A 19,461-nucleotide genomic window follows, 5' to 3' on the forward strand; every position below is an offset into this window, starting at 1 on the left:
AGTAAATAAAAACCAAATGAGCGAAGCCGATATTCTATTTAAAAAACCAACTTATCCTGTAAATAAATCCCTATTTGATTACTTAGAACGATTTGATCGTATCTCTAAAGTCCAGATTTGCTATGACGATTTACTTCGTTTTTCGGGCTCTATCAATGTATATGATAAGCAAGATCAGGATACTTTATGGGCAAGGGTTTTTTACAATGAATTTGAAAGAAATGAGATCGATTTGAATCTAAAAAAAATCTATTCGCTTTTACATTCTGATGGTAATTCGGATATTTTAAAGTTTTTACACGTCGATTCAATTGACTATTGCACTTTTGGAAATTCGAAACCTTTTCGAATAAAAGTTAGAAATATTTTAAATGATAATTACACTCATTTTTACGTAAAAAAAGCAGATGCTTCCCGTATTTATGGTTTAGAACTAGAACATATTTTATCACCAGATAAAATAAATTTTCTGGTTTATGATGATACTTTGATCGAGGAACATATTTTAGGAATTCCTGGAGATGTTTTCATGGAAACATTATTAAACAAATGTACCGAGACCGAGAAAGCGCAAATTGCTAAGGAGTTTGTGAAATTTAATGAGCGATGTATGATCCGACTTTTAGGGGATATGCGTGCGTATAATTACGTTATTATTCCTATTCACGATTTTGATCAAGTGGTGTACAGGATCCGTCCTATTGACTTTGATCAGCAGTGTTATGAAGGGAATTTTAAAATTTACCGACCGCAGTTTTTCAAGGAAAACTATCCTATGGTACGATTGGTTAAAGAAAAACTACAAGAAAGTTCGATTGAACAATATAAAAACGAAGAACGTGCTGCTCTTGCCAAAAGAATTCTTTCGGCAGAAAATCGTATCAAAAGAATCTTAAAAATCATGGGTAATGACTTGATTGCTCCGCAAGAATATGTTGATCAGTTAAAAATGGATCTGTATAAGTACACCAATGATTTGAATTTTAAAAACGCCAAACGTATGGGTCATGTGTTGAGTGCTGCATTTAAATTTGTGACAAGAAACTTTAAAAATGCCAATTTGTTTAAGCCTGGTTTTTAGTAGGTATTGATCGTTATATTTATGAAAAATTATATTGCTTTTTTAACAGTGGGTTTCTTTTTGATTTCCTGTCATCAAAAAGAAAATGCACTCCATGTTGTTTGTAAACTTCCGTCGGATTTAAAAGAGGTTTCGGGTATTAGTTACGCTGCCGATACACAATTGTTTTGGACTTTAGAAGACAGTGGAAACAAGAATAAAATTTATGGTATTGACATCAAAGGATCAATTGTCAAGACGGTAAAAATAGAAAACACTAAAAATATTGACTGGGAAGATATTACTAAGGATATCGAAGGTAATTTATACATTGGCGATTTTGGTAATAACGAGAACAAGCGCACCGATTTGTGTATCTATAAAATTGAAAAAGAAAGTTTGGGTGGTCAATCAGTGATTCCTTCTAGTAAGATTTCGTTTTCTTATCCTGAACAAAAGGAGTTTCCACCAAAAAAGAAGGAGCTTTTTTATGATGTAGAATCGTTTTTTGAATTAAACGGCAATTTTTATTTGTTTACCAAAAACAGAAGTAAAAACTTTGATGGTACTGTCTTTATTTATAAAATCCCTAATGCTTCAGGAAAACATACTGCTCAATTAATAGGACAGTTTCAAAGCTGTGACGATTATAATAATTGTGCCATCACCAGTGCAGCAATTAGTCCTGACCAAACAAAGGTGGTCTTGTTGAGTCATAGTAAAATTTGGCTTTTTCAAAACTTTACAACAGATATTTTTCTGTCTGGTCTTACCACAATAACAGCATTACAGCATTATTCCCAAAAAGAAGCGATATGCTTTAAGGACAATGAAACGCTATATATTGCAGACGAAAAGGTAAAAAAAAACAGGTGGGAAGCTGTATGAAATCAGTGTAGCTACATTGTTATCAAAAGCCAAACCCTAAGCCAAAAGTGATTCGTCCTTCTTCATCTGGACTTTTAAAATAAGTAAGACGAGCCGTGATTACATTGAGTCCGTTTAACCATAAACCACCACCAAAAGATTGGTGCCATTTATTGGATTGTTCGCCATCTAGCCAGACGCGCCCGTAATCAAATCCACCAAAAATCCCATAGGTCATAGGTACAAAGCTTTCGTGAATTTTTCCAATGTTCCATCGAATATCACTACTTTGAAAAAAGGATTGTTTTCCTAAAAAACGTTCGTTTCTAAATCCTCTTAAATTAGCATCACCTCCCAAAGTAGCTCCTTGAAAAAAGTCATAATTGTTGTTGAGGACAGCTTTTCCTTTTAAAAGTGTAGCAAATATAAATTTTCCGTCGGTATCTATTTTTTGATTAAAATTGATTTTAGATTCTATTGCAGGGAAATTTCGTTTTCCATTTTCTAAGTTTATTTTCCAACTTCCAGCGATAGAGAACCCCATTCCTAAAGTAGGCATCGAAGGGTTGTCATAGTTCTCATAACTGTATTTTACATTGGCGCCCGCAAATTGTTGGTTTTGAAAAACACTCTTTACGGTGTTTGATTCTGCTACAAAACGACCAGCAGTGCGTTCAACGGCTATGTTTTCTAAAACAGCCGAAGCTACAATTATAGCGCCATACTTTGTTACTCTTGTCAATTGAGGGTTTGCTTTTGTAATACGAATGCGAACTCGGTTGTAATCCATGCCATCTGTTTCATCTGTATTAGAGCTTTGATTACCATATCCAAAATAGTTCATGGCAAAGTTAGGGCTTGTAAATTGAGTATCTAGTTTAAAATCCCAATCACCAATTAATTTTGGTGCCGATAAACTGTACAGTACTTCAAATCCTGTGGTAGCAAAGTAATAATTCGCCTTCAGACTGTGTTTGTAGGTAAAGGGCTTTTGTTTAAAGTGATTCACAGTGTAGTTCAAGTTTACACCTAGTTTTATTCCATCATCCGGATTGAAACCAAGGGCAGGAAATCCGGAAAAAACATTGTACTTCGGTTTTTTATAATCGTATAAATTGGTTTCGTAGTTGTCCGTTAAGTTTTTGCGTGTTTTTGGATCAATTTGAAAACTATTATTTTTCGAATCAAAATCAATTATTTCAACTTTATACCCATTTTCAACGGTGTAGTTATCATGATTTTGACCTCCTATTAATTTGATTCTAATTTTAGATTTGGCGTTTCCTTTTACTTCAAATTTGTCATCATCATCTAGGCCATAGATCCAGATATTTGAAGTGATGGAATCGTTATACGTTAGATTACTGATCAGTTCTTCGCCATCTTTTTTCAGTCGATAGACCGCTACAACTATGTTATTGTTAGTAGTACGATTAATGACAAACTTGTCTTTTTTATCAGTACCTACAATGACAACTGTTTTTTGTAAAACCGCGGCATAATCCGCAGCGTATCGTACGAGTTGTTTTTTTCTCGCTAGCAGATTTTTTTTTATGCCAATGATGGTACGGTCATGAACTTCATTAGGCACATTGGTAAACGCACTATCAATTGCATCTTCGGTTAGGTTTTCTTGGATGTATTTGGCTTGGTCAATCCATTGTTTTGTAGTGGCTGTTTTTAAAAGGGCAAGGTCTAGTGGGTAAGCTTCCCGATTGAACCATTTTACGTTTTTAATGTCTTTTTTGTAGGATTGCATGTGCCTCAACGCAGGAATGTTCATTAAGATAGACAGTAAGGCACCATCATATTTTGAAAAAGCTTGATCTCGATCTCTAGGGATGGGTTTGTAAATTATTTGACCGTTTTTTTTATATTCCCCCCAACGCCATTGATCATAGTGTCTGTCCCAGTCGCCAATGAGCATGTCAAACAATCGCGCTTTTATATATTCGTTTTCGTCTACGCTGTATTTCTCATCTTTTTTTAGATTTTCTAATACATCGTCAGTACCTATTATGTCTTCAGGTTTTCCAAAGCTTTCTAGCTTTTTTTGACTTTTAGATGGCCTTTCTTCAACCAAGTACAATTCATCTCCAAAATTGGAGTTAAATTGTCCTAAAGTATTTTGTTTTGGAATGTACAATAACTCGGGATTGGTGTGTGATACCCTAATTTTACTTGCCATTGCACCTACAATCAATGGGGTGTATGGGTGAGAGGTTGTGTAGAAATCATAAAGAAACGATTCGGCATACGTATTGTTAAATTCATTTTCGATATATTGATCCTTAAAGGCTACGCTTTGTAAAAAACGAGAAACACTTTTTTTAAGTGCTCGCATCACGTATTCTTTACCATCTTGATCTACGAGTCGTAAGGACTTTGATTGGTGACCACCGCCAGCAATATCGGGTTTTAAACCGCCATACAAGGTGTCTAGCAAAGCTGTGTTAGCTGCAATTTGATAACCGTAGTACGTACGGTAATGTTTTCCGAAAAGTATATTATGCGCTTTGCTTTTGGCAATCATTTCAGGACTATATATGGATGATTGCGTAGTTAAAGGGAAGCTATTAGGGTAGGAGATTGCTATTTTATGTTTTGGAAAAAGGACAGTTTGTTCAAATAGCATCTTGTCTTCGTTGTTTTCTCGACCAAAGAAAGACAAAGTAGTTTTACCGTTTTGATACACTGTCAATGAAGCGTATCCATTGTTTCCGTATGAGAAATCATTCGGGTAGATTGCTCTAGCGGCTTCGGATTTTGAACCTGCACCACTTATAATCTGTTTGATGTTGTCATGATCGATGTATTGTAAGTTGTGATCATGACCGGATACCACCACTACATTGTCATGTCCTTGCAATAGCGTCTTTATTCTTTTTGCGTAAGCGTTATATTGCTTGTTTTGAATGTCTTGCGGGCTAATCCCTGATGTTTTTCGAATAAAATTTAATAATGATCCAATGATGGGAAGCGGAATTTTTTGTTCTAATGGATACAATTGTTTTTTTAAGGAAAATTGTCCGCCGTGTGTGCCATTACTCATTAAGGGATGGTGTAATGCTAAGACAATAGTTTTGTCAGTATTTTTGTTTAAAAGACTTTCTAGTTCTTCAAAGAAAGCTTCTCTTGACTTAATGGAGCAGTTGTCATTTATAGTAGGTGTTTTATTCCAGTCTTCTAGAAACCATTGGCTGTCAACTGTTATCAATGTTGTGAAGTCGTCTATTTTTATATCGTCAATGGGGCAAGCATTTCTGGGTAAAAAACTTTTTTTGTCTTTTAGATAATTAGTAACAAAATCTTGTTGTCTTTCTAATCCTGTTATACCATTGTACCAGTCATGATTTCCGGGAATAAAGATTGTTTTTCCTTTGAAATCTTTTGAAATTTGTAATTGGTTGATTAGTTTTTGTTGTGCTATTTCATATAATTCTTTATCTTTTTTTTGAGGCATCCCTTTAGGGTAAATGTTGTCTCCCAAAAATAGAAGTGTTGTATTTTGATTTGCTTGTAGTAGTTTAGTATGAAGTTGATTTAGGATGTTTTTTGAATTATCTTCGTCGCTGTTGCCTGCGTCACCAATTAAATAAAAAGTATGTGCAATTTTTGAACTATCTGCTGCGTTTGCAGTGAGGCTGTCCATTGTTTTGCTGCCATATTGTGCTTGATGAGTTGCGCAAGATTGCACAATGTATAGTAAGAAAAGGAGGTATGCGGGTATTTTAGTCGTATTAAAAGGATTTTTCGAAAACAATTTCATAAATTAGTCGTATAATAATTTGTATGGATCTTATAAAAAAAGCCGAAAACTTTGTATGTAAATTACTCAAAGATAAACTTTCTATTTCATTTACCTACCATAATGTAAAGCATACCACAGATGTTGTTCAAGCAGTTGAACTATTGAGTCAACAGGAAGGGTTGACAGCAGCTGATCACGAGAAGGTGGTAATTGCAGCTTGGTTTCATGACACGGGCTACATCAGGGGTTGCGACAGTCATGAACTTTCTAGCGTGGTTATTCTTACAGATTTTCTTCTCGAAAATGGTCTTACTAATGCTTATATTGACCAAGTAGCTGCTTTAATAAAAGCGACTATTTTTAACCATGTACCGGCCACTATTTTAGAAAAAATAATGAGAGATGCTGATTATTCTCATTTTGCCTCACCCGATTACCTTAGTGTTTGTGAGTTATTACGAAAGGAATGGGAAAACATGGGCCAAAAAACCTATAACGATCTAGACTGGGCTAAAGAAAATTACAGGATTTTAAACGACTGCCATTCTTTTTATACAGAGTTTGCTATTGCAAATTGGTCGCCTTTAAAACAAAAAAATATTGCTTTAGTGCAAAACAAAATAATACAAAAGGAAGAAGTAGTGATTGGAAACGTGGCAAAAATTAAAGACAAAAAGAAGAAGGCTAAAAGCCAAAAACCAGACCGTGGGATTGACACATTATTTCGAATTACCTTATCAAATCATACTCGATTGAGCGGAATTGCTGATAGTAAAGCGAATATTTTATTGTCTGTAAATGCAATTATCATCTCGATTGCCTTATCATCAATTATTCCAAAACTAGACAGTCCCAGCAATGCGCATCTCGTAATGCCTACCTTTATCATGCTAATGTTTAGTGTAGTTTCAATTGTTTTTGCCATTTTATCTACCCGCCCTAAGGTGACAAGTGGTGTGTTTTCAAGACAAGATATTGAAGACAGAAAAGTGAATTTATTGTTTTTTGGTAATTTTTATAAAATGCCTTTAGAAGAGTATGAGTGGGCAGTAAACGAGATGATGAAGGATAACGAATACTTGTATAATTCGATGATTAAAGATTTGTATTTTCTAGGTTTAGTATTAGAAAAAAAATACAGATTATTGCGCATGACCTACAATATTTTTATGATTGGAATTATCGTGTCGGTAATCGCGTTTGTACTTGCGTTTTATTCGGTAAGGGCTTAATTGAGCTCGGTTAACAATTCGTGATAGGTATATTTATCATTATTTGAGTCGGTATTTATAACTTTTATTCGCAGTGCTTTTAGACCAGAAACACCTTGAAGTTCTTCAATATCAAATTTTTCAATTGTAGGTTCGAGTATTTTTTTAAATTGTAAAAATTTAATGTATTTGAGGTATTCTGCTTCTTCATATTGGTGAGAATACACAATAGTAATTTTCTCCTTTTGAGTGATGCGCTCTTGGGTTCCTTTTATATTTGCTTTATCAATTCGTTTCTTGACTACTTCATACCTAGCATTGTAAGTTCCATCTACGTCAAAGCGCTTTTCGTCCATTCTAAAACGGATAGAAAGCGGCGAGCTGAAGACTAAAATTAAAGAAGTCACGTCTAGTTCATAAGGCAATATTGATTTGAGTCGATGATGCTCAAGTTCCATTTTACACAAAGTTTGTAATTGCCATAATCTTAGATTGTTTAAGTACATCATTTCAAAAGTTTGAGTAGGAGTGATCGTTGCACCTATGTAGAGGTTGTGTTCGACCCCATCTGTTTTAAAACGTTCAAAATAATGGGGAAATATTTTTTGGGCTTCAATTTGTTCTTTGTCAATTACGTAGGCCATTTTTTTATTGATAATTGACATGGCATCATCAAACTTTTTTCGGGCATGGTAAAACAATCCCGTTTTTGAATCTAATTCTGTAAAGTATTGATCAATTAAGTTTTGGCCGTCATGATCAACTCGTGTGTTTTTTAATATCGGGTGAATCTCTTTCTGAACGTAATTTTGTATTTGTTGTTCTGTGTCTGCTTTTAGTTCTGCTTCTAGTTCGTTATAATAGGACTGCATTTCAAACTTTCTTTGTTCTAATAATGAAAGTGGACTCGATGATTTTAAATGCTCAAAAATAGTTAGCACCGATTGCAATTGATTTTTTAAATCTTCTTTTACGGTATCGTTTCTATGTTGTGATGAACCTTTTATATCAATTTGTCCATACAATGGATACACTTCTTTAAAGACAATTTCTTTAAATATATATTGATTGGTAGGACTGCTGGTATGAAAATATTTTTGTGCTTCGTTTTTAAACTTCCAGTAAACACTAGCGTGAATTGCGGTATATTCGCGCTGAATAACCGCTTCAATTTGGTTTTTTAGATCAATGTTGTAGCGCTCTAATGTGTCAATTACATAGGGCAATAAAAGATCAAGGTTATTCGCGTTGATGCTGTTAAGTTGGCCTGTTTGTTCCGAAACCAGTTCTAAAATACCCAATAATTTATTGTTTTTTAGAACGGGTGCAAAAATACAACTTTTTATGTTTTGCTTTATCAAATGGGTGCCAAGCGCTTCATTTTCTGGTTGATTTGAAAATTTGGCTACATCCGAGATCGTAAATGGTTTTTGTTGTTCCAAAAGATTAGTTAACGAACAGCCAAAAAACGCTTGCTGGCAGTTTACAGTCTCCTCTTGATCGTGTAGAATGTAACTCGAAATTTGGTTGTTATTAAACGGCGGTTTGGTAAATTTATTTTCTTCCTCATTGTACATAATAAGGCCAACTTTTAAATCAGGAATTTTAAAAATAGACCTGAAAATCGTTTCAAAACTATCGCTGTTGTTGGTTTCGTTATCGGCCTTTAATAGATTGCTTTTTAAGTTTGAAATGGCGCTTTCGGTCGTAGCGTCAAATAAGCTAAGGATCCCGAAGCCTTTTAAGGACCAACTTTCGACAGGGAATTTTTCTTTCCATAGTTCGATATTGTCGTAGTTATCCATTAATAAATCAATATCGGCGGCTGTTAAGTTAGGAGCAGTTGGAGTTGGGGTTATTTCTATAAAATCGGCATTGTACAATATGCGATAATGCTTAATAATGCCTTTATTGGTTGGAATGTCGTAAAATAGAGGTTTACTTATTTCAAAATTCTTTTTGTAGTAAGTATTCAATATCAGTATACAACTCAATATATACATTTGATCTTCATCAAAATCTCTAATGGTCATGTCAAAATCAATTCCGGCCTCGTCTAAGATGCGTGTAAATCGATCAGAAAAATTAAAGGTGAAGTTTTGAAACGGAATAGTAACTGCCTTTATTTCGTTTTTTGTCAAAGCGGTGGGGAACAAATCGGCTAATAGATATTTAATGAGCGTTTTGTTTTTCTCAATCACTCTCAAGTCATCTATACCTGTTTTAAATTCTGGGAATGCTTCAATTTCGTTCAATAGCGATTTGGCATATTGAGACCTATAATCAATATCAGATAAAGCAATCTCTTCTAATGATTCAATCAATTTATGAAAAGAGATTTGAGTTTTAAACGGACTTTCTTTAAAAATACTGGTATTTGTCATGATAGGCTATTGAGTTGCAAATTTAAGCATAAACTCAATTTTAAGTAAGCTATTATAGCTTTAATGTTGAAATAAAAAAAAATCTCTAATTAGTGTTAGTAATTAGAGATTAAAAATTTTGGGCAAATTTTTTAAAACAGTAATGAGAGCAACTCATGTGTTTAATGTTTATTGTTTTTGTGAGTCTAGTTCTTATCTATATGGATAAGCTGAGTTTCAAATATTCTTTTTTTCAATACTTGAAAATAATGTATTATTAAAAGTAGTATCATCTATTTGAATTTTAGGTTAAAAGTGTGGTATTGTTTGATTTATTATGCTGTGCTGATTTTTTTTTTGATCAGACTTTTGTTTTTTTGGTTTTTATCATAAACAGCTATTTTGGTTAGATTTAGGTCTTGTAAATATAAGAACAATTCGTTTATACGTAAAAAAAATCGATGAAATACACTTTTTTTAATGTATTATAGGTTTAATATTACTTTTGTAATAGTCCTATATGCGCTTGTATGATTTTGTCAGGTATAAAAAAACCCTCAACTATTTTACTAATTGAGGGTTTGTAATGTAGGTGATTACCTTTTTACGATTTTTGTTCTTTGTTAAAATAAACGAGGTAGTAATACATTTGTTTTTCTTCGTCCCAACCTTTTTCTACATACTTCTCAGCGCTTTCAGGATTAATGAAATCCATTTTTATCTGAATATTAGTGTCAAGATTAATGACATTTTTTATGGATTTACGAGCATCAGAAACAGCTGCATTTGCAATTGGGAATGAAGTCACATCTTCAATGCTGTATTTTTCTCCTTTGTCTGTTTTGTAGTTCTTAAACTCCGGAATTAAATCAGGATTGTCTAATACTTCGTTCAAGAAATTGGTTTCTTCAAACTGGTCGTTCTTAGCAAAATAATTTACTGAACGGTTCATGAACATCACTTCTTCTTTTTTGTCTTCTGCAGGAAAAACAACGTCTTTAGCAAAACTTTGACAAAATTTCAAGTATTTTTTAGTGATAAAATTTTCATCCTCAAAGGCATCTACAGATAGGAAATGCTCTAGCCAGTAACGCGCATCATAACGGTTGCTATCTACGGTTAAAATTTTATACCCTTCTTCTTTTTTATGATTAAAAATGATACATCCTTTATCTAATTTGCTAAGGTTTACCCCCTGTTGCAAAATCATTTCTAGGTGTGTTCCTTTTTCTTCAAACTGTAAAAAATCAGCTTGTAGCTCGCTTTTAAAAATCCCAATCGCATCAACAGGAGTATTGTCAATATTTACATTAGTTAAATAGGTAACATATACTTCACCGTTTTTAATATGAGGATGATTAGATTGTTCAAATAAATGCTGCGTGATTTTTTTTGAAGTTTCGTGTAGCGTTTCTGGTTTTTCAAAAATTTCAGTAGCATACTTGTACATGTCATTATAATCCAAGTCTACTTCATGAGCAAACTGATAATAGTTTTCCTCTTTTTCTCTAAATGGTTTTAGAAAAAATTCTTTCATAAGAGGCACAATCTCGTCATTAAGGCTAAACGGTTGCTCTGATAAAAAAATAGCTTCATTACGACTTTTATTTCCTACTCTGTGGATAGAAAGTGTCTCGATGTGCGTGTTGAATAAGTTGATCATGTAAAATGTTTAGTATTGTTTAAGGTTTAAAAGTTGTTTAAAGTTTAGGAGTCGATAAACTTTGTTCTTTTAAAGTCTTTTTTTGTTTAAATAGGTAATAAAATTGTGGGCATTGACACTAAGCCTTTCATGTTGATAGAGTAGTGTTTTTGAGTTTTCTTCGGTACTATAATTCATTGTCCGGTAAGGGATAAATTTGGGATCGAGTTTCTCCAGCCGAGTCTTTTGTAATTGATGAAAATTGTCGAAACTCTAGATCGCAATTTCGTTAAAATCTTTCTGCAATAGTATACATCACAGAACCAGAAGAATCCTTGATTTGTTCTTTTAGTTTATAGTCTCGGTTTAATTTTGTGCTTTTGGCTATAAAAATAATCTCTTTTGATAATTTTCTGGCTTCTTGCCAAATTTCTAAATCTTCAAATCTAGTAATTGCAGCCATTTCAAAACAATTTTAAACAATTAAACTTTAAACCATTTAAACTTTTCTAGTTCCACTGATCTTCTGATCCATAATCCTCAAAACTGTCATCACCTTCAAACATATCTAGATCGTCTTCGTCTAGTCCGTCTTCGTAATCGTTGGCATAATCATCGGCATTATCAGCTTCAAAATTTTTCTCCATGGCTTCATCTGGCATTTCACCATGTGAGAACAAAGTTTCTGGATATAAATTCCCTGCTTCTTGCTCTTCAATAGCAGCTAGTTCAACAAGAAATGTCCACATATTGATGAAATCATACACATAGATAATTTTAGTGTTTTCATCATCTAGCAAGTCTGATAGAACGTAATCACTCATGATTTTTTGTTCTCCCAACACATCACCTGTGTCAAACATCGAAATTTCATCTTCTTGATTCCACGTTTCATCACAAGTGTAAAATGACGCTACTTCCATACCATCAAAACCAAATGAGTTGAAGATCGCGTTGTGTAAATCTTCTAAAGTATCTTCAGCAAGTATTGCAATGTCTCTAAAAATATCTTCTTCGGCATCTAGAATTACTCTGAATTTGTAAACCATAATCTTTGTTTTTATTGAAAGGTCAAAGGTAAAATTTAATTTTAGATATATTTTTACGAAACTGGATTTGTTAATAAGATTTACAAAAAATTAAATGACAGACTTTAGTGCTTCTGTATGATTCTTTTTCTAAAATTATGGTAGTTCCTGTGAAACCTATTATTAGTAGGATAACTTCGTTTTTCAGTAACATTGTTTACAATTAATGCTACAAAAAGTAAAATGAAACAACCTGCCAGCACTGGTGATAGGACATACCAATAACCCAACGTTTTGATTTTTTCGGTTCCAATAATGGCTATTAAAGCAGTAGCGCCACCAGGTGGATGCAAGGTTTTGGTAATTTGCATGGCAATAATTGACAAAGAAACCGCCAATGGAGCCGATAGCCAAATAGGATCGGGCAAGAGTATTTGTATTGTAACCCCAATAATTGCCGATATAACATGGCCTCCAATAAGATTTCGGGGTTGTGAAAATGGACTCTGAATGATACCATAAATAAGAACACTCGACGCTCCAAAAGATCCAATCAAGTAAATTCCATCTGAACCTGGGAAATGTTCGGAATGAAAATAAGCTATGCAACCAATCCCAATAAAGGAACCAATAAAAGACCACAACTGTTCTCTAAAATCAACTAAAGTTTCTCTATAAAGAATGTATTTCGTTTTGCGATATTGTTTTTTTATTTTTTGGATGGGCATGACTATTTATTTTACGTTAGCGGTCGCATACGAATAGACTGAAAAGGGATAAATGCGCTCAGCTATAAATTTAGAAACAAAACTAACAATAGCAATAGGGAAAAATAAAGTATAATCATTAGTCAAACCGCAAATCAAGAAAATAGCGGTAAACGGCGCATGAATACTAGCACTTAACGACGCAGCCATTCCCAAAACCATAAAGTTCAACGGAATAATATCAGCATGAAAATAGACATTCAATAGTAATGCGACAAACAAACCTAAAAAGGCTCCTATGAACAAACTTGGCGCAAAAACACCTCCGTCTCCACCAGAAAATAATGTAGCTGATGTCACTATAGGTTTCAAAATTAAGATCCCTATAAGTGAAACAATAAGACTCGCTGTCAATCTAGTCTGGTTAGGATTAGCAAAAATTTCTTTGATCGCATGATACCCTTCTCCATATAATTGTGGAAAGAAAAACAACGAACAACTCAAAATAACCGAACCAATAATTATTTTGTAATAATGACTTTTTACTTGAGTTAAATTGTTTTTGAAAAATAGAACACACTTAGTTAAATAAACCGCATTTATTCCAGAAATTATTCCCAATAAAATGATATACGGAATAGCATAATAATGCCAACTGGTAATCCCTACTGAGAATAATGGTTTTTCGTCTACTAAGTATACAAGTCCAAATGCCACAGCAACCGCAATACTATTTGTTAGGAAAAAGGTACGTGAAACTTTTTTCGAAATAACCTCATAAACAAAAAATAAACCTGCTAGCGGACTGCTAAATAATGCTGTAATTCCCGCCGCAATCCCCGCCGAAATTAGCTCGGTTTTGTGATCTTTAAAAAAGTTATGCTTTTGTTGTGCAACTGATCCAATGGTCGCTGTAGCTACCACAGTGGAAACCTCAATACCTGTTGATCCACCAAAAATAACAGTCAATAATCCATTAATAAAGTGCGAAGCGATCTTTGATTTTGGTAAGTTCTTTGTTCGCGAACCCGTACTTTCAAATACTTCGTTGATTCCCTTATTTACTTTTTTATTAAAGACATATTGCCTGATAAAATAAATAACAGTCAACCCAAAAACTGGAAATATGAAAATAAAAATGGGATTTAAACTTGCTTGAGTGAAGAATATTTGTTCGTAATGCTCGGTAAGTTTTTTCAAGGCGATTCCTAAAAATGCCGCTAGAAAACCAATAAGAAGAGAAACGATAATTAATTTTTGAATTTTAATTAATTTGATATTATTTTTTATAAAACGAGTAGTTTTCATTTGTAGTAGTATTGCAAGCCTTGCTAAATAAAAATTAAAAAGGAATGCAAAATTAGCGAATAAAAATAGAAGGCACTTGATTACAAAGGGCCGTTTTTCTTTTTTAAGAAAAGTTTATGATTGCACTACTTTTAGAAAACGTTATCGTTCGTAAAACTCGATTGGCAGTTCATCAGGGTCAGCAATAAAGAAGAACCGTTTCTCAGTATACTCATCCACTCGAATGGCTTCTGCAGGAACGTTGTTTTCGAATAGAAACGCGCTTGTTTTCTCGATATTATCTACTTCAAAAGCCAGATGTCGCAATCCACAACTTTCAGGTCGAGAAGCACGTTGTGGAGGAGACGGAAACGAAAATAATTCGATAACGTATTCGCCATTTAAAGCCAAATCTAATTTATAGGATTCGCGCTCCTTGCGGTAGATTTCTTGTATAATTGTCAATCCTAAAATTCGAGTGTAAAAATCTTTAGACTTTTCATAATCCGAACAAATGATCGCAATGTGATGTACTTTATTTAACGCTAACATACTACTCTTGATTTAGTTTCCGAATCACTTTTGCAGGGTTTCCTACTGCCAATGAATTATCTGGAATATCCTTTGTAACCACAGATCCTGCACCAATCACGCAACCTTTGCCAATAGTTATTCCGGGGCAAATTACCGTGTTTCCACCAATCCAGCAATCATCGCCTATGGAAATAGGCAAAGCACTTTCGAGCGTTTTCCTAAGTTCAGCTTCTACAGGGTGCGTCGCCGTGTACAACTGTACATTGGGAGCGAAAAACACATTCGACCCAATGTGTACAGGTGCGCAATCGAGCACCACACAATTGATATTAAAATACACATTGTCACCACAGCTTATGTTGTACCCATAATCGCAATGAAACGGTGGTTCAATGTACAAGTTAGCCCCTGCATTCGGAATCAATTCTTGTATAATCTCGCGCGCTTTTTTGGTAATGCGGTACTCAATCACATTCAAGCGATGCAGTAAGTTTTTGGCACGGCGGCGGTCTTTGACCAATGTTGCATCACCCGCATTGTAGTGGTCACCCGCAATCATTTTCTCTTTTTCTGTTTTCATCTCGTACTTTTAATTTGGGCATGTCCTTCGGCCGGGCTATCCGCTATATCTTTTTTGGGGCAGAAAAAGCCCCAAAAAAGGATGCCGCTTCTATCCCTCATGCAAATCGCCTCCGTAAACTAGGAGATTAGGAGTGTAAATATAAACCAAAATTACAGTTGCTACAATTCATCCTCCTAATTTGACAGTTCAGTTCTTTTCATTTTTTAAACTTGTACGTTCGTTATACTTTTGGAGTATCAAAATCAAACCAAATGAAATCAATCGCAACTACAGTTATTCTATTTTTTACCAGTTTTATTTTTGCGCAAGCGACCCTCTCGGGAACAGTAGTCGACAAAAAAGGGAATCCCATCGCAGGAGCCAATATCTTCATTGAAGGGACCTATGACGGCGCAACAAGCGACAATACTGGTTTTTTCTCTTTCGATACAGATGCCAAAGGTGTTCAAACGCTAGTAGTAAGTTTTTTGATTTACGAAACATCAAAAACAACAATAGACGTCGCTAATTTTAAAGGAAAAATCATCACATTAAAAGAAAGTTATAATGAACTGGATGCCGTAGTTATTTCGGCGGGAACTATGGAGGCGGGTGATAAAGCGAAAGTCACCGTATTGAAAGCGTTGGATATTGTAACCACAGCAGGTTCTGCAGGAAATATTATTGCGGCTTTGCAAACCTTACCAGGGACTCAAAGTGTAGGCGAAGATGGCCGTTTGTTTGTTCGCGGAGGCGAGGCCAATGAAACTCAAACTTTTGTAGATGGCTTGCGTGTGGCACAGCCTTACAATGCAACCATAGGGAATGTGCCTACTCGCGGACGTTTTTCTCCCTTTTTGTTTAACGGAATTGCATTATCTACCGGAGGTTATTCTGCCGAATATGGGGAAGCCTTATCTAGTGTGCTGTTATTGAATACCCAAGATGAGCCAGATCATAATAAAACCGAAATTTCTTTAATGACGGTAGGATTAGGAGTAGGGCATACCCAAAAATGGACAAAAAGCTCGTTGAGTTTAAATACGTCTTATGTTAATTTGGCGCCTTATCAAGCAGCAATACCACAAAATATTGATTGGAACAGTCCGTATCAATCCTTGTCGGGAGAAATGGTCTACCGTTACCATTTCAATAGCGGAACCTTAAAATTATATGCTGCTTTTGACGCTTCAAAGTTTGATATCAATCAGGAAAATATAAACGCGGTTAACAAAATAAGAGTAAATTTAAATAATGATAATGTGTACTTCAATACCTCCTACAAAGGATTTTTTGGAGCAAACTGGCAAATTACAACTGGTATGAGTTATGGCTACAGCAAAAACAAAATTGGACTGAATCTCGACCAAGTCGCTAATGACGAGAATGCGGCACATTTTAAATTAAAATTAAATAAAAAGTTTTCTAATTACTTCAAACTTTCTTTTGGTACGGATTATTTTGCGACACAATTTGATGAAAGTTTCAATCCAAGTACAGGATCTACAAAGGCAAATGGTTACCATTCAAATATTGCTGCCGCCTTCACAGAAGCTGATATTCTGTTTTCGAATAAATGGGCCGCTAAGATTGGTATTCGTGCTTCTAATAACAGTTTATTGCAAGAAACCTCTATTTCGCCAAGAATTTCATTCGCTTATAAAGTGGCAAAAAATAGTCAGTTTTCTTTAGCCTACGGCGATTTTACACAAAGTCCTTCTGTTGATTATATTAAATATTCAAAATACCATCAATTTGAAAGTGAAAAAGCAATACACTACATTTTGAACTTTCAATATGCCAAAGAAAGCCAAACTTTTAGAGCGGAAGCCTACTATAAAAATTACAATAATCTAGTAAAATACGACACACAAGCCATTGCTTATAATTCGGTTTTCAGTAATAATGGGTCGGCTTTCGCCAAAGGAATAGATGTTTTTTGGAGAGATGGTAAACTAGTCAAGAATTTAGAATATTGGATTTCGTATTCGTACATCGACACCAAAAGAGATTATAAAAATTTTCCAACAGCAGTGACGCCCAATTTTGTCGCCGATCATACTTTATCGTTGGTAACTAAATATTTCATTACAGATTGGCGTTCGCAAGTTGGTTTTACAAATTTCTTCGCTTCGGGTCGTCCTTACAACAATCCAAACGAAACTCAATTCATGAACGGAAAAACCAAAGCCTTCAATAATTTAAGTTTCAACTGGGCGTATTTAATTAGCCAACAAAAGATCTTGTATTTCTCTGTTTCGAATGTTTTAGGAACTCAAAACGTATTTGGCTACGAGTATGCAAATAGTCCCAATGCATCTGGTACATACAACCGAAGAACAATAACTCCCACAGCTGATCGATTTTTCTTCGTAGGTTTCTTTTGGACTATTAGTCAAGACAAGAAAGAAAATAATTTGAAGAGTTTGTAAGTAGGTAATTATAATTTTAAAGAATCAGGATTCTGTCGTGTATCGTACAAGCGTAGAATTTCTATCCTTGTTGCAGTTTCTCTATAATAAAGCGTGTTTTGCTTGGTTATGACACATTTCCTTATTTGAAGTTCTGTATTTATAAAAGGGAATTGGTTTGGCGATTTTTGGATTAGGTTGATGCATAAATCTAACGTCTCGTGGCGTCAGTTGGGGATTTGGTTAGCCAAATGTATAAATTAAAGACAGAACTTCCAAGTGTAAAACCAACTTTAAAGTTTGCCTAAAACCCCAATTGCGCCAAACCGATGTTAGCAGAAGTGTTTTTAGTTTGATTGAGGTTTGTAAGTCCATTTTCTATTTACAGCAAAATCTCTAAGTTTTCCTGCTTTTTTTGTCTTTTGATTTTTACTTGAAACTTCAGAAAAATCAATATGACAATGACCATCAAATGGGTCATTATCTTCAACTGCAATTAATGGTTCTATAGAATTTATTTCTTCTACGGTAAGAGAAAGTACTCCGTAGGATGTGTATGAATTAACAAAATGATCAAATGATTCTTTTGGACTAAATTTTTCGCCATTATATACGGATAATTTATCATCATCCTTTTCTGACGGTGTGAATGCCCCTGATGAAATTGTTATTTCATTTTCAGAAAAAGCTTGATTTGAGACTATATCATTAACAACAAATGTTGGATGTATTTGTCTATGCAAAAGTGTTTTCTTTTCCATTAATATATATATCTATTAATTCATTTAATTTATTCCATTCTTCTTTAGTATTCAAGGAAAGTTCACTTTCATATTCATCATTATCATTATAGTAGAAAAAGCTTGATTTCAGAGATTCTAATTGAATGTTAATTACAATATTTATATCATTTTTCTGCCACTCTAATTGAATGTCACCATTTAGTTTCGGAAAAATAGCAGGAAGTGGTAAATTATTATTAAAATAGGAATTAAAATAATTACCAAATATTGTTAATTTTTCTTTGTTTAATGATTTGCCTTGACCTTCATACCAATTATTTTCTAATTTTAGAAGATTATTAATACGTAATGAAACATCAAGAGAATCCAAAACATCCATCGATTCAATTTCTTCAATTTTTGTTATTTTATCATGCCAATTGAATAGGGCAGTTCCCTTTAATGAGATATAGGTTTTATTTTTATATTCATTAAAGGCTGTAAAAACAGTTTCCTTAATATTTTCAGTTAAAGGGCATTGAATTTTACCAAATTCAGTTTCGATAAAAAAAGTATTTGTTTCTTGATCTATTGCTGGAATTAATGAATATAATTTTATATTGTCTGTGTATTCTAGTTTTTGTTCTCTTGATAATAAAATCTTTTTTCTTGTGGTTTTATTCAATATTGCATTAGAACTTAATTTTGTATTATAATTATAGCCAAAATCGATTGATTCATCATCTAGTAAATTTTTACCAATTTTATTGAAAAAAGATAGATATTTACCATCTTCTTCTGAAGGTAAACCACCATCATTCACTGTCTCAATTATAGTAATTATTTTATCTTTAGCTTTTTCAAAATATGAAAAATTATCTAGGTTTTCTAAAGGAAGAGTTGAAGATAAAGACATAATACTAGCTATAACGAATTTTGGTATTGTACTACCTTCTTCAATATCAACTAATTTTAAATAAACACCGTCCGTAAATCCCTTAGGCACTCTTTTTCTATTTAAATTTTCATCTAAATAAATTCCTTTTGCTACTTCAATAATTAAATCTTCTAAGGCTGTAAAATCTTCTAAAATACTAATAGGCATGCTGTGGTCCTCAAAACGAGAACCAGTTAATCTAGGTGCAATAAATATTTTATCTTCCATTATTTTTATAAAATAAACTTCGGCAAGTTAGTAAAAAAAAACTTCATTATTTTTTTATCAGTTTTTATTTAACATTTCTGCTAACTTGTCTATAAACTTAATACACACAATATTATTCCAATGAATTTCTAAGTAGGCAAGAACTTTTGTT

At 33.7% G+C, this 19,461-nt stretch carries 15 protein-coding genes; 4 read left to right on the forward strand and 11 right to left on the reverse strand.

Going from position 1 to position 19,461, the window contains the following annotated elements:
- The first annotated feature begins 16 nt into the window (after window positions 1–16).
- Together H8R24_RS01575 and H8R24_RS01580 are read left to right on the forward strand one after the other, a co-directional pair.
- Window positions 17–1,081, forward strand: coding sequence for a hypothetical protein (locus H8R24_RS01575; RefSeq protein WP_187016834.1), 1,065 nt, complete (start codon window positions 17–19; stop codon window positions 1,079–1,081).
- 21 nt (window positions 1,082–1,102) lie between these two features.
- The gene (locus tag H8R24_RS01580) at window positions 1,103–1,948 is read left to right on the forward strand and encodes a hypothetical protein (RefSeq protein WP_317172557.1); all 846 of its coding nucleotides are present in this window, start codon (window positions 1,103–1,105) and stop codon (window positions 1,946–1,948) included.
- Window positions 1,949–1,970: 22 nt separating this feature from the next.
- On the opposite strand, the gene H8R24_RS01585 is transcribed toward H8R24_RS01580, so the two are convergent.
- Complete coding sequence (locus tag H8R24_RS01585) at window positions 1,971–5,696, reverse strand: metallophosphoesterase (protein ID WP_187016833.1); 3,726 nt, start codon at window positions 5,694–5,696, stop codon at window positions 1,971–1,973.
- A 23-nt stretch (window positions 5,697–5,719) separates the two neighbouring features.
- Between H8R24_RS01585 and H8R24_RS01590 the strand changes: the two genes are divergently transcribed.
- Entirely contained in the window at window positions 5,720–6,910 is a 1,191-nt protein-coding gene (locus H8R24_RS01590; RefSeq protein ID WP_187016832.1) for a Pycsar system effector family protein, read from the forward strand.
- On the opposite strand, the gene H8R24_RS01595 is transcribed toward H8R24_RS01590, so the two are convergent.
- From H8R24_RS01595 to H8R24_RS01630, 8 genes are all read right to left on the reverse strand, one after another.
- Window positions 6,907–9,273, reverse strand: a complete 2,367-nt coding sequence (locus H8R24_RS01595) for a GAF domain-containing protein (protein WP_187016831.1) — start codon at window positions 9,271–9,273, stop codon at window positions 6,907–6,909. The genes H8R24_RS01590 and H8R24_RS01595 overlap by 4 nt on opposite strands.
- Window positions 9,274–9,856: 583 nt before the next feature.
- Entirely contained in the window at window positions 9,857–10,915 is a 1,059-nt protein-coding gene (locus tag H8R24_RS01600; RefSeq protein ID WP_187016830.1) for a nucleoid-associated protein, read from the reverse strand.
- Between the two features lie 268 nt (window positions 10,916–11,183).
- Window positions 11,184–11,357 carry a four helix bundle protein gene (locus H8R24_RS18125; RefSeq protein ID WP_225876751.1) on the reverse strand — a complete coding sequence of 58 codons (174 nt, stop codon included), beginning with the start codon at window positions 11,355–11,357 and terminating at the stop codon, window positions 11,184–11,186.
- A 46-nt stretch (window positions 11,358–11,403) separates the two neighbouring features.
- Entirely contained in the window at window positions 11,404–11,943 is a 540-nt protein-coding gene (locus H8R24_RS01610; protein WP_187016829.1) for an IS1096 element passenger TnpR family protein, read from the reverse strand.
- 104 nt (window positions 11,944–12,047) lie between these two features.
- Complete coding sequence (locus H8R24_RS01615; protein WP_187016828.1) at window positions 12,048–12,650, reverse strand: HPP family protein; 603 nt, start codon at window positions 12,648–12,650, stop codon at window positions 12,048–12,050.
- A 6-nt stretch (window positions 12,651–12,656) separates the two neighbouring features.
- The gene (locus H8R24_RS01620) at window positions 12,657–13,937 is read right to left on the reverse strand and encodes a chloride channel protein (protein ID WP_187016827.1); all 1,281 of its coding nucleotides are present in this window, start codon (window positions 13,935–13,937) and stop codon (window positions 12,657–12,659) included.
- 141 nt (window positions 13,938–14,078) lie between these two features.
- Window positions 14,079–14,468 (reverse strand): SMU1112c/YaeR family gloxylase I-like metalloprotein, encoded by a 390-nt coding sequence (gene gloA2, locus H8R24_RS01625; RefSeq protein ID WP_187016826.1) that lies wholly within the window; start codon window positions 14,466–14,468, stop codon window positions 14,079–14,081.
- 1 nt (window position 14,469) lies between these two features.
- Window positions 14,470–15,030 (reverse strand): sugar O-acetyltransferase, encoded by a 561-nt coding sequence (locus H8R24_RS01630; RefSeq protein WP_187016825.1) that lies wholly within the window; start codon window positions 15,028–15,030, stop codon window positions 14,470–14,472.
- A gap of 254 nt (window positions 15,031–15,284) precedes the next feature.
- On the opposite strand from H8R24_RS01630, the gene H8R24_RS01635 reads away from it, so the two are divergent.
- Window positions 15,285–17,444 carry a TonB-dependent receptor gene (locus H8R24_RS01635; protein WP_187016824.1) on the forward strand — a complete coding sequence of 720 codons (2,160 nt, stop codon included), beginning with the start codon at window positions 15,285–15,287 and terminating at the stop codon, window positions 17,442–17,444.
- Window positions 17,445–17,770: 326 nt separating this feature from the next.
- On the opposite strand, the gene H8R24_RS01640 is transcribed toward H8R24_RS01635, so the two are convergent.
- Together H8R24_RS01640 and H8R24_RS01645 are read right to left on the reverse strand one after the other, a co-directional pair.
- Complete coding sequence (locus tag H8R24_RS01640; protein WP_187016823.1) at window positions 17,771–18,184, reverse strand: hypothetical protein; 414 nt, start codon at window positions 18,182–18,184, stop codon at window positions 17,771–17,773.
- Window positions 18,159–19,310 (reverse strand): hypothetical protein, encoded by a 1,152-nt coding sequence (locus H8R24_RS01645; protein ID WP_187016822.1) that lies wholly within the window; start codon window positions 19,308–19,310, stop codon window positions 18,159–18,161. Before H8R24_RS01645 ends, H8R24_RS01640 begins: the two co-directional genes overlap by 26 nt.
- Window positions 19,311–19,461: the final 151 nt, after the last annotated feature.

The sequence above is a fragment of the Flavobacterium muglaense genome (assembly GCF_014305155.1).
GTDB classification, from domain to species: Bacteria; Bacteroidota; Bacteroidia; order Flavobacteriales; family Flavobacteriaceae; genus Flavobacterium; species Flavobacterium muglaense.

Coding starts and splice junctions, on each gene's coding strand:
- H8R24_RS01630 (WP_187016825.1), bottom strand. CDS start 15,030: ATGAAAACAGAAAAAGAGAAAATGATTGCGGGTGACCACTACAATGCG.
- H8R24_RS01585 (WP_187016833.1), bottom strand. CDS start 5,696: ATGAAATTGTTTTCGAAAAATCCTTTTAATACGACTAAAATACCCGCA.
- H8R24_RS18125 (WP_225876751.1), bottom strand. CDS start 11,357: ATGGCTGCAATTACTAGATTTGAAGATTTAGAAATTTGGCAAGAAGCC.
- H8R24_RS01635 (WP_187016824.1), top strand. CDS start 15,285: ATGAAATCAATCGCAACTACAGTTATTCTATTTTTTACCAGTTTTATT.
- H8R24_RS01640 (WP_187016823.1), bottom strand. CDS start 18,184: ATGGAAAAGAAAACACTTTTGCATAGACAAATACATCCAACATTTGTT.
- H8R24_RS01645 (WP_187016822.1), bottom strand. CDS start 19,310: ATGGAAGATAAAATATTTATTGCACCTAGATTAACTGGTTCTCGTTTT.
- H8R24_RS01575 (WP_187016834.1), top strand. CDS start 17: ATGAGCGAAGCCGATATTCTATTTAAAAAACCAACTTATCCTGTAAAT.
- H8R24_RS01595 (WP_187016831.1), bottom strand. CDS start 9,273: ATGACAAATACCAGTATTTTTAAAGAAAGTCCGTTTAAAACTCAAATC.
- H8R24_RS01620 (WP_187016827.1), bottom strand. CDS start 13,937: ATGAAAACTACTCGTTTTATAAAAAATAATATCAAATTAATTAAAATT.
- H8R24_RS01615 (WP_187016828.1), bottom strand. CDS start 12,650: ATGCCCATCCAAAAAATAAAAAAACAATATCGCAAAACGAAATACATT.
- H8R24_RS01590 (WP_187016832.1), top strand. CDS start 5,720: ATGGATCTTATAAAAAAAGCCGAAAACTTTGTATGTAAATTACTCAAA.
- H8R24_RS01610 (WP_187016829.1), bottom strand. CDS start 11,943: ATGGTTTACAAATTCAGAGTAATTCTAGATGCCGAAGAAGATATTTTT.
- H8R24_RS01600 (WP_187016830.1), bottom strand. CDS start 10,915: ATGATCAACTTATTCAACACGCACATCGAGACACTTTCTATCCACAGA.
- H8R24_RS01580 (WP_317172557.1), top strand. CDS start 1,103: ATGAAAAATTATATTGCTTTTTTAACAGTGGGTTTCTTTTTGATTTCC.
- gloA2 (WP_187016826.1), bottom strand. CDS start 14,468: ATGTTAGCGTTAAATAAAGTACATCACATTGCGATCATTTGTTCGGAT.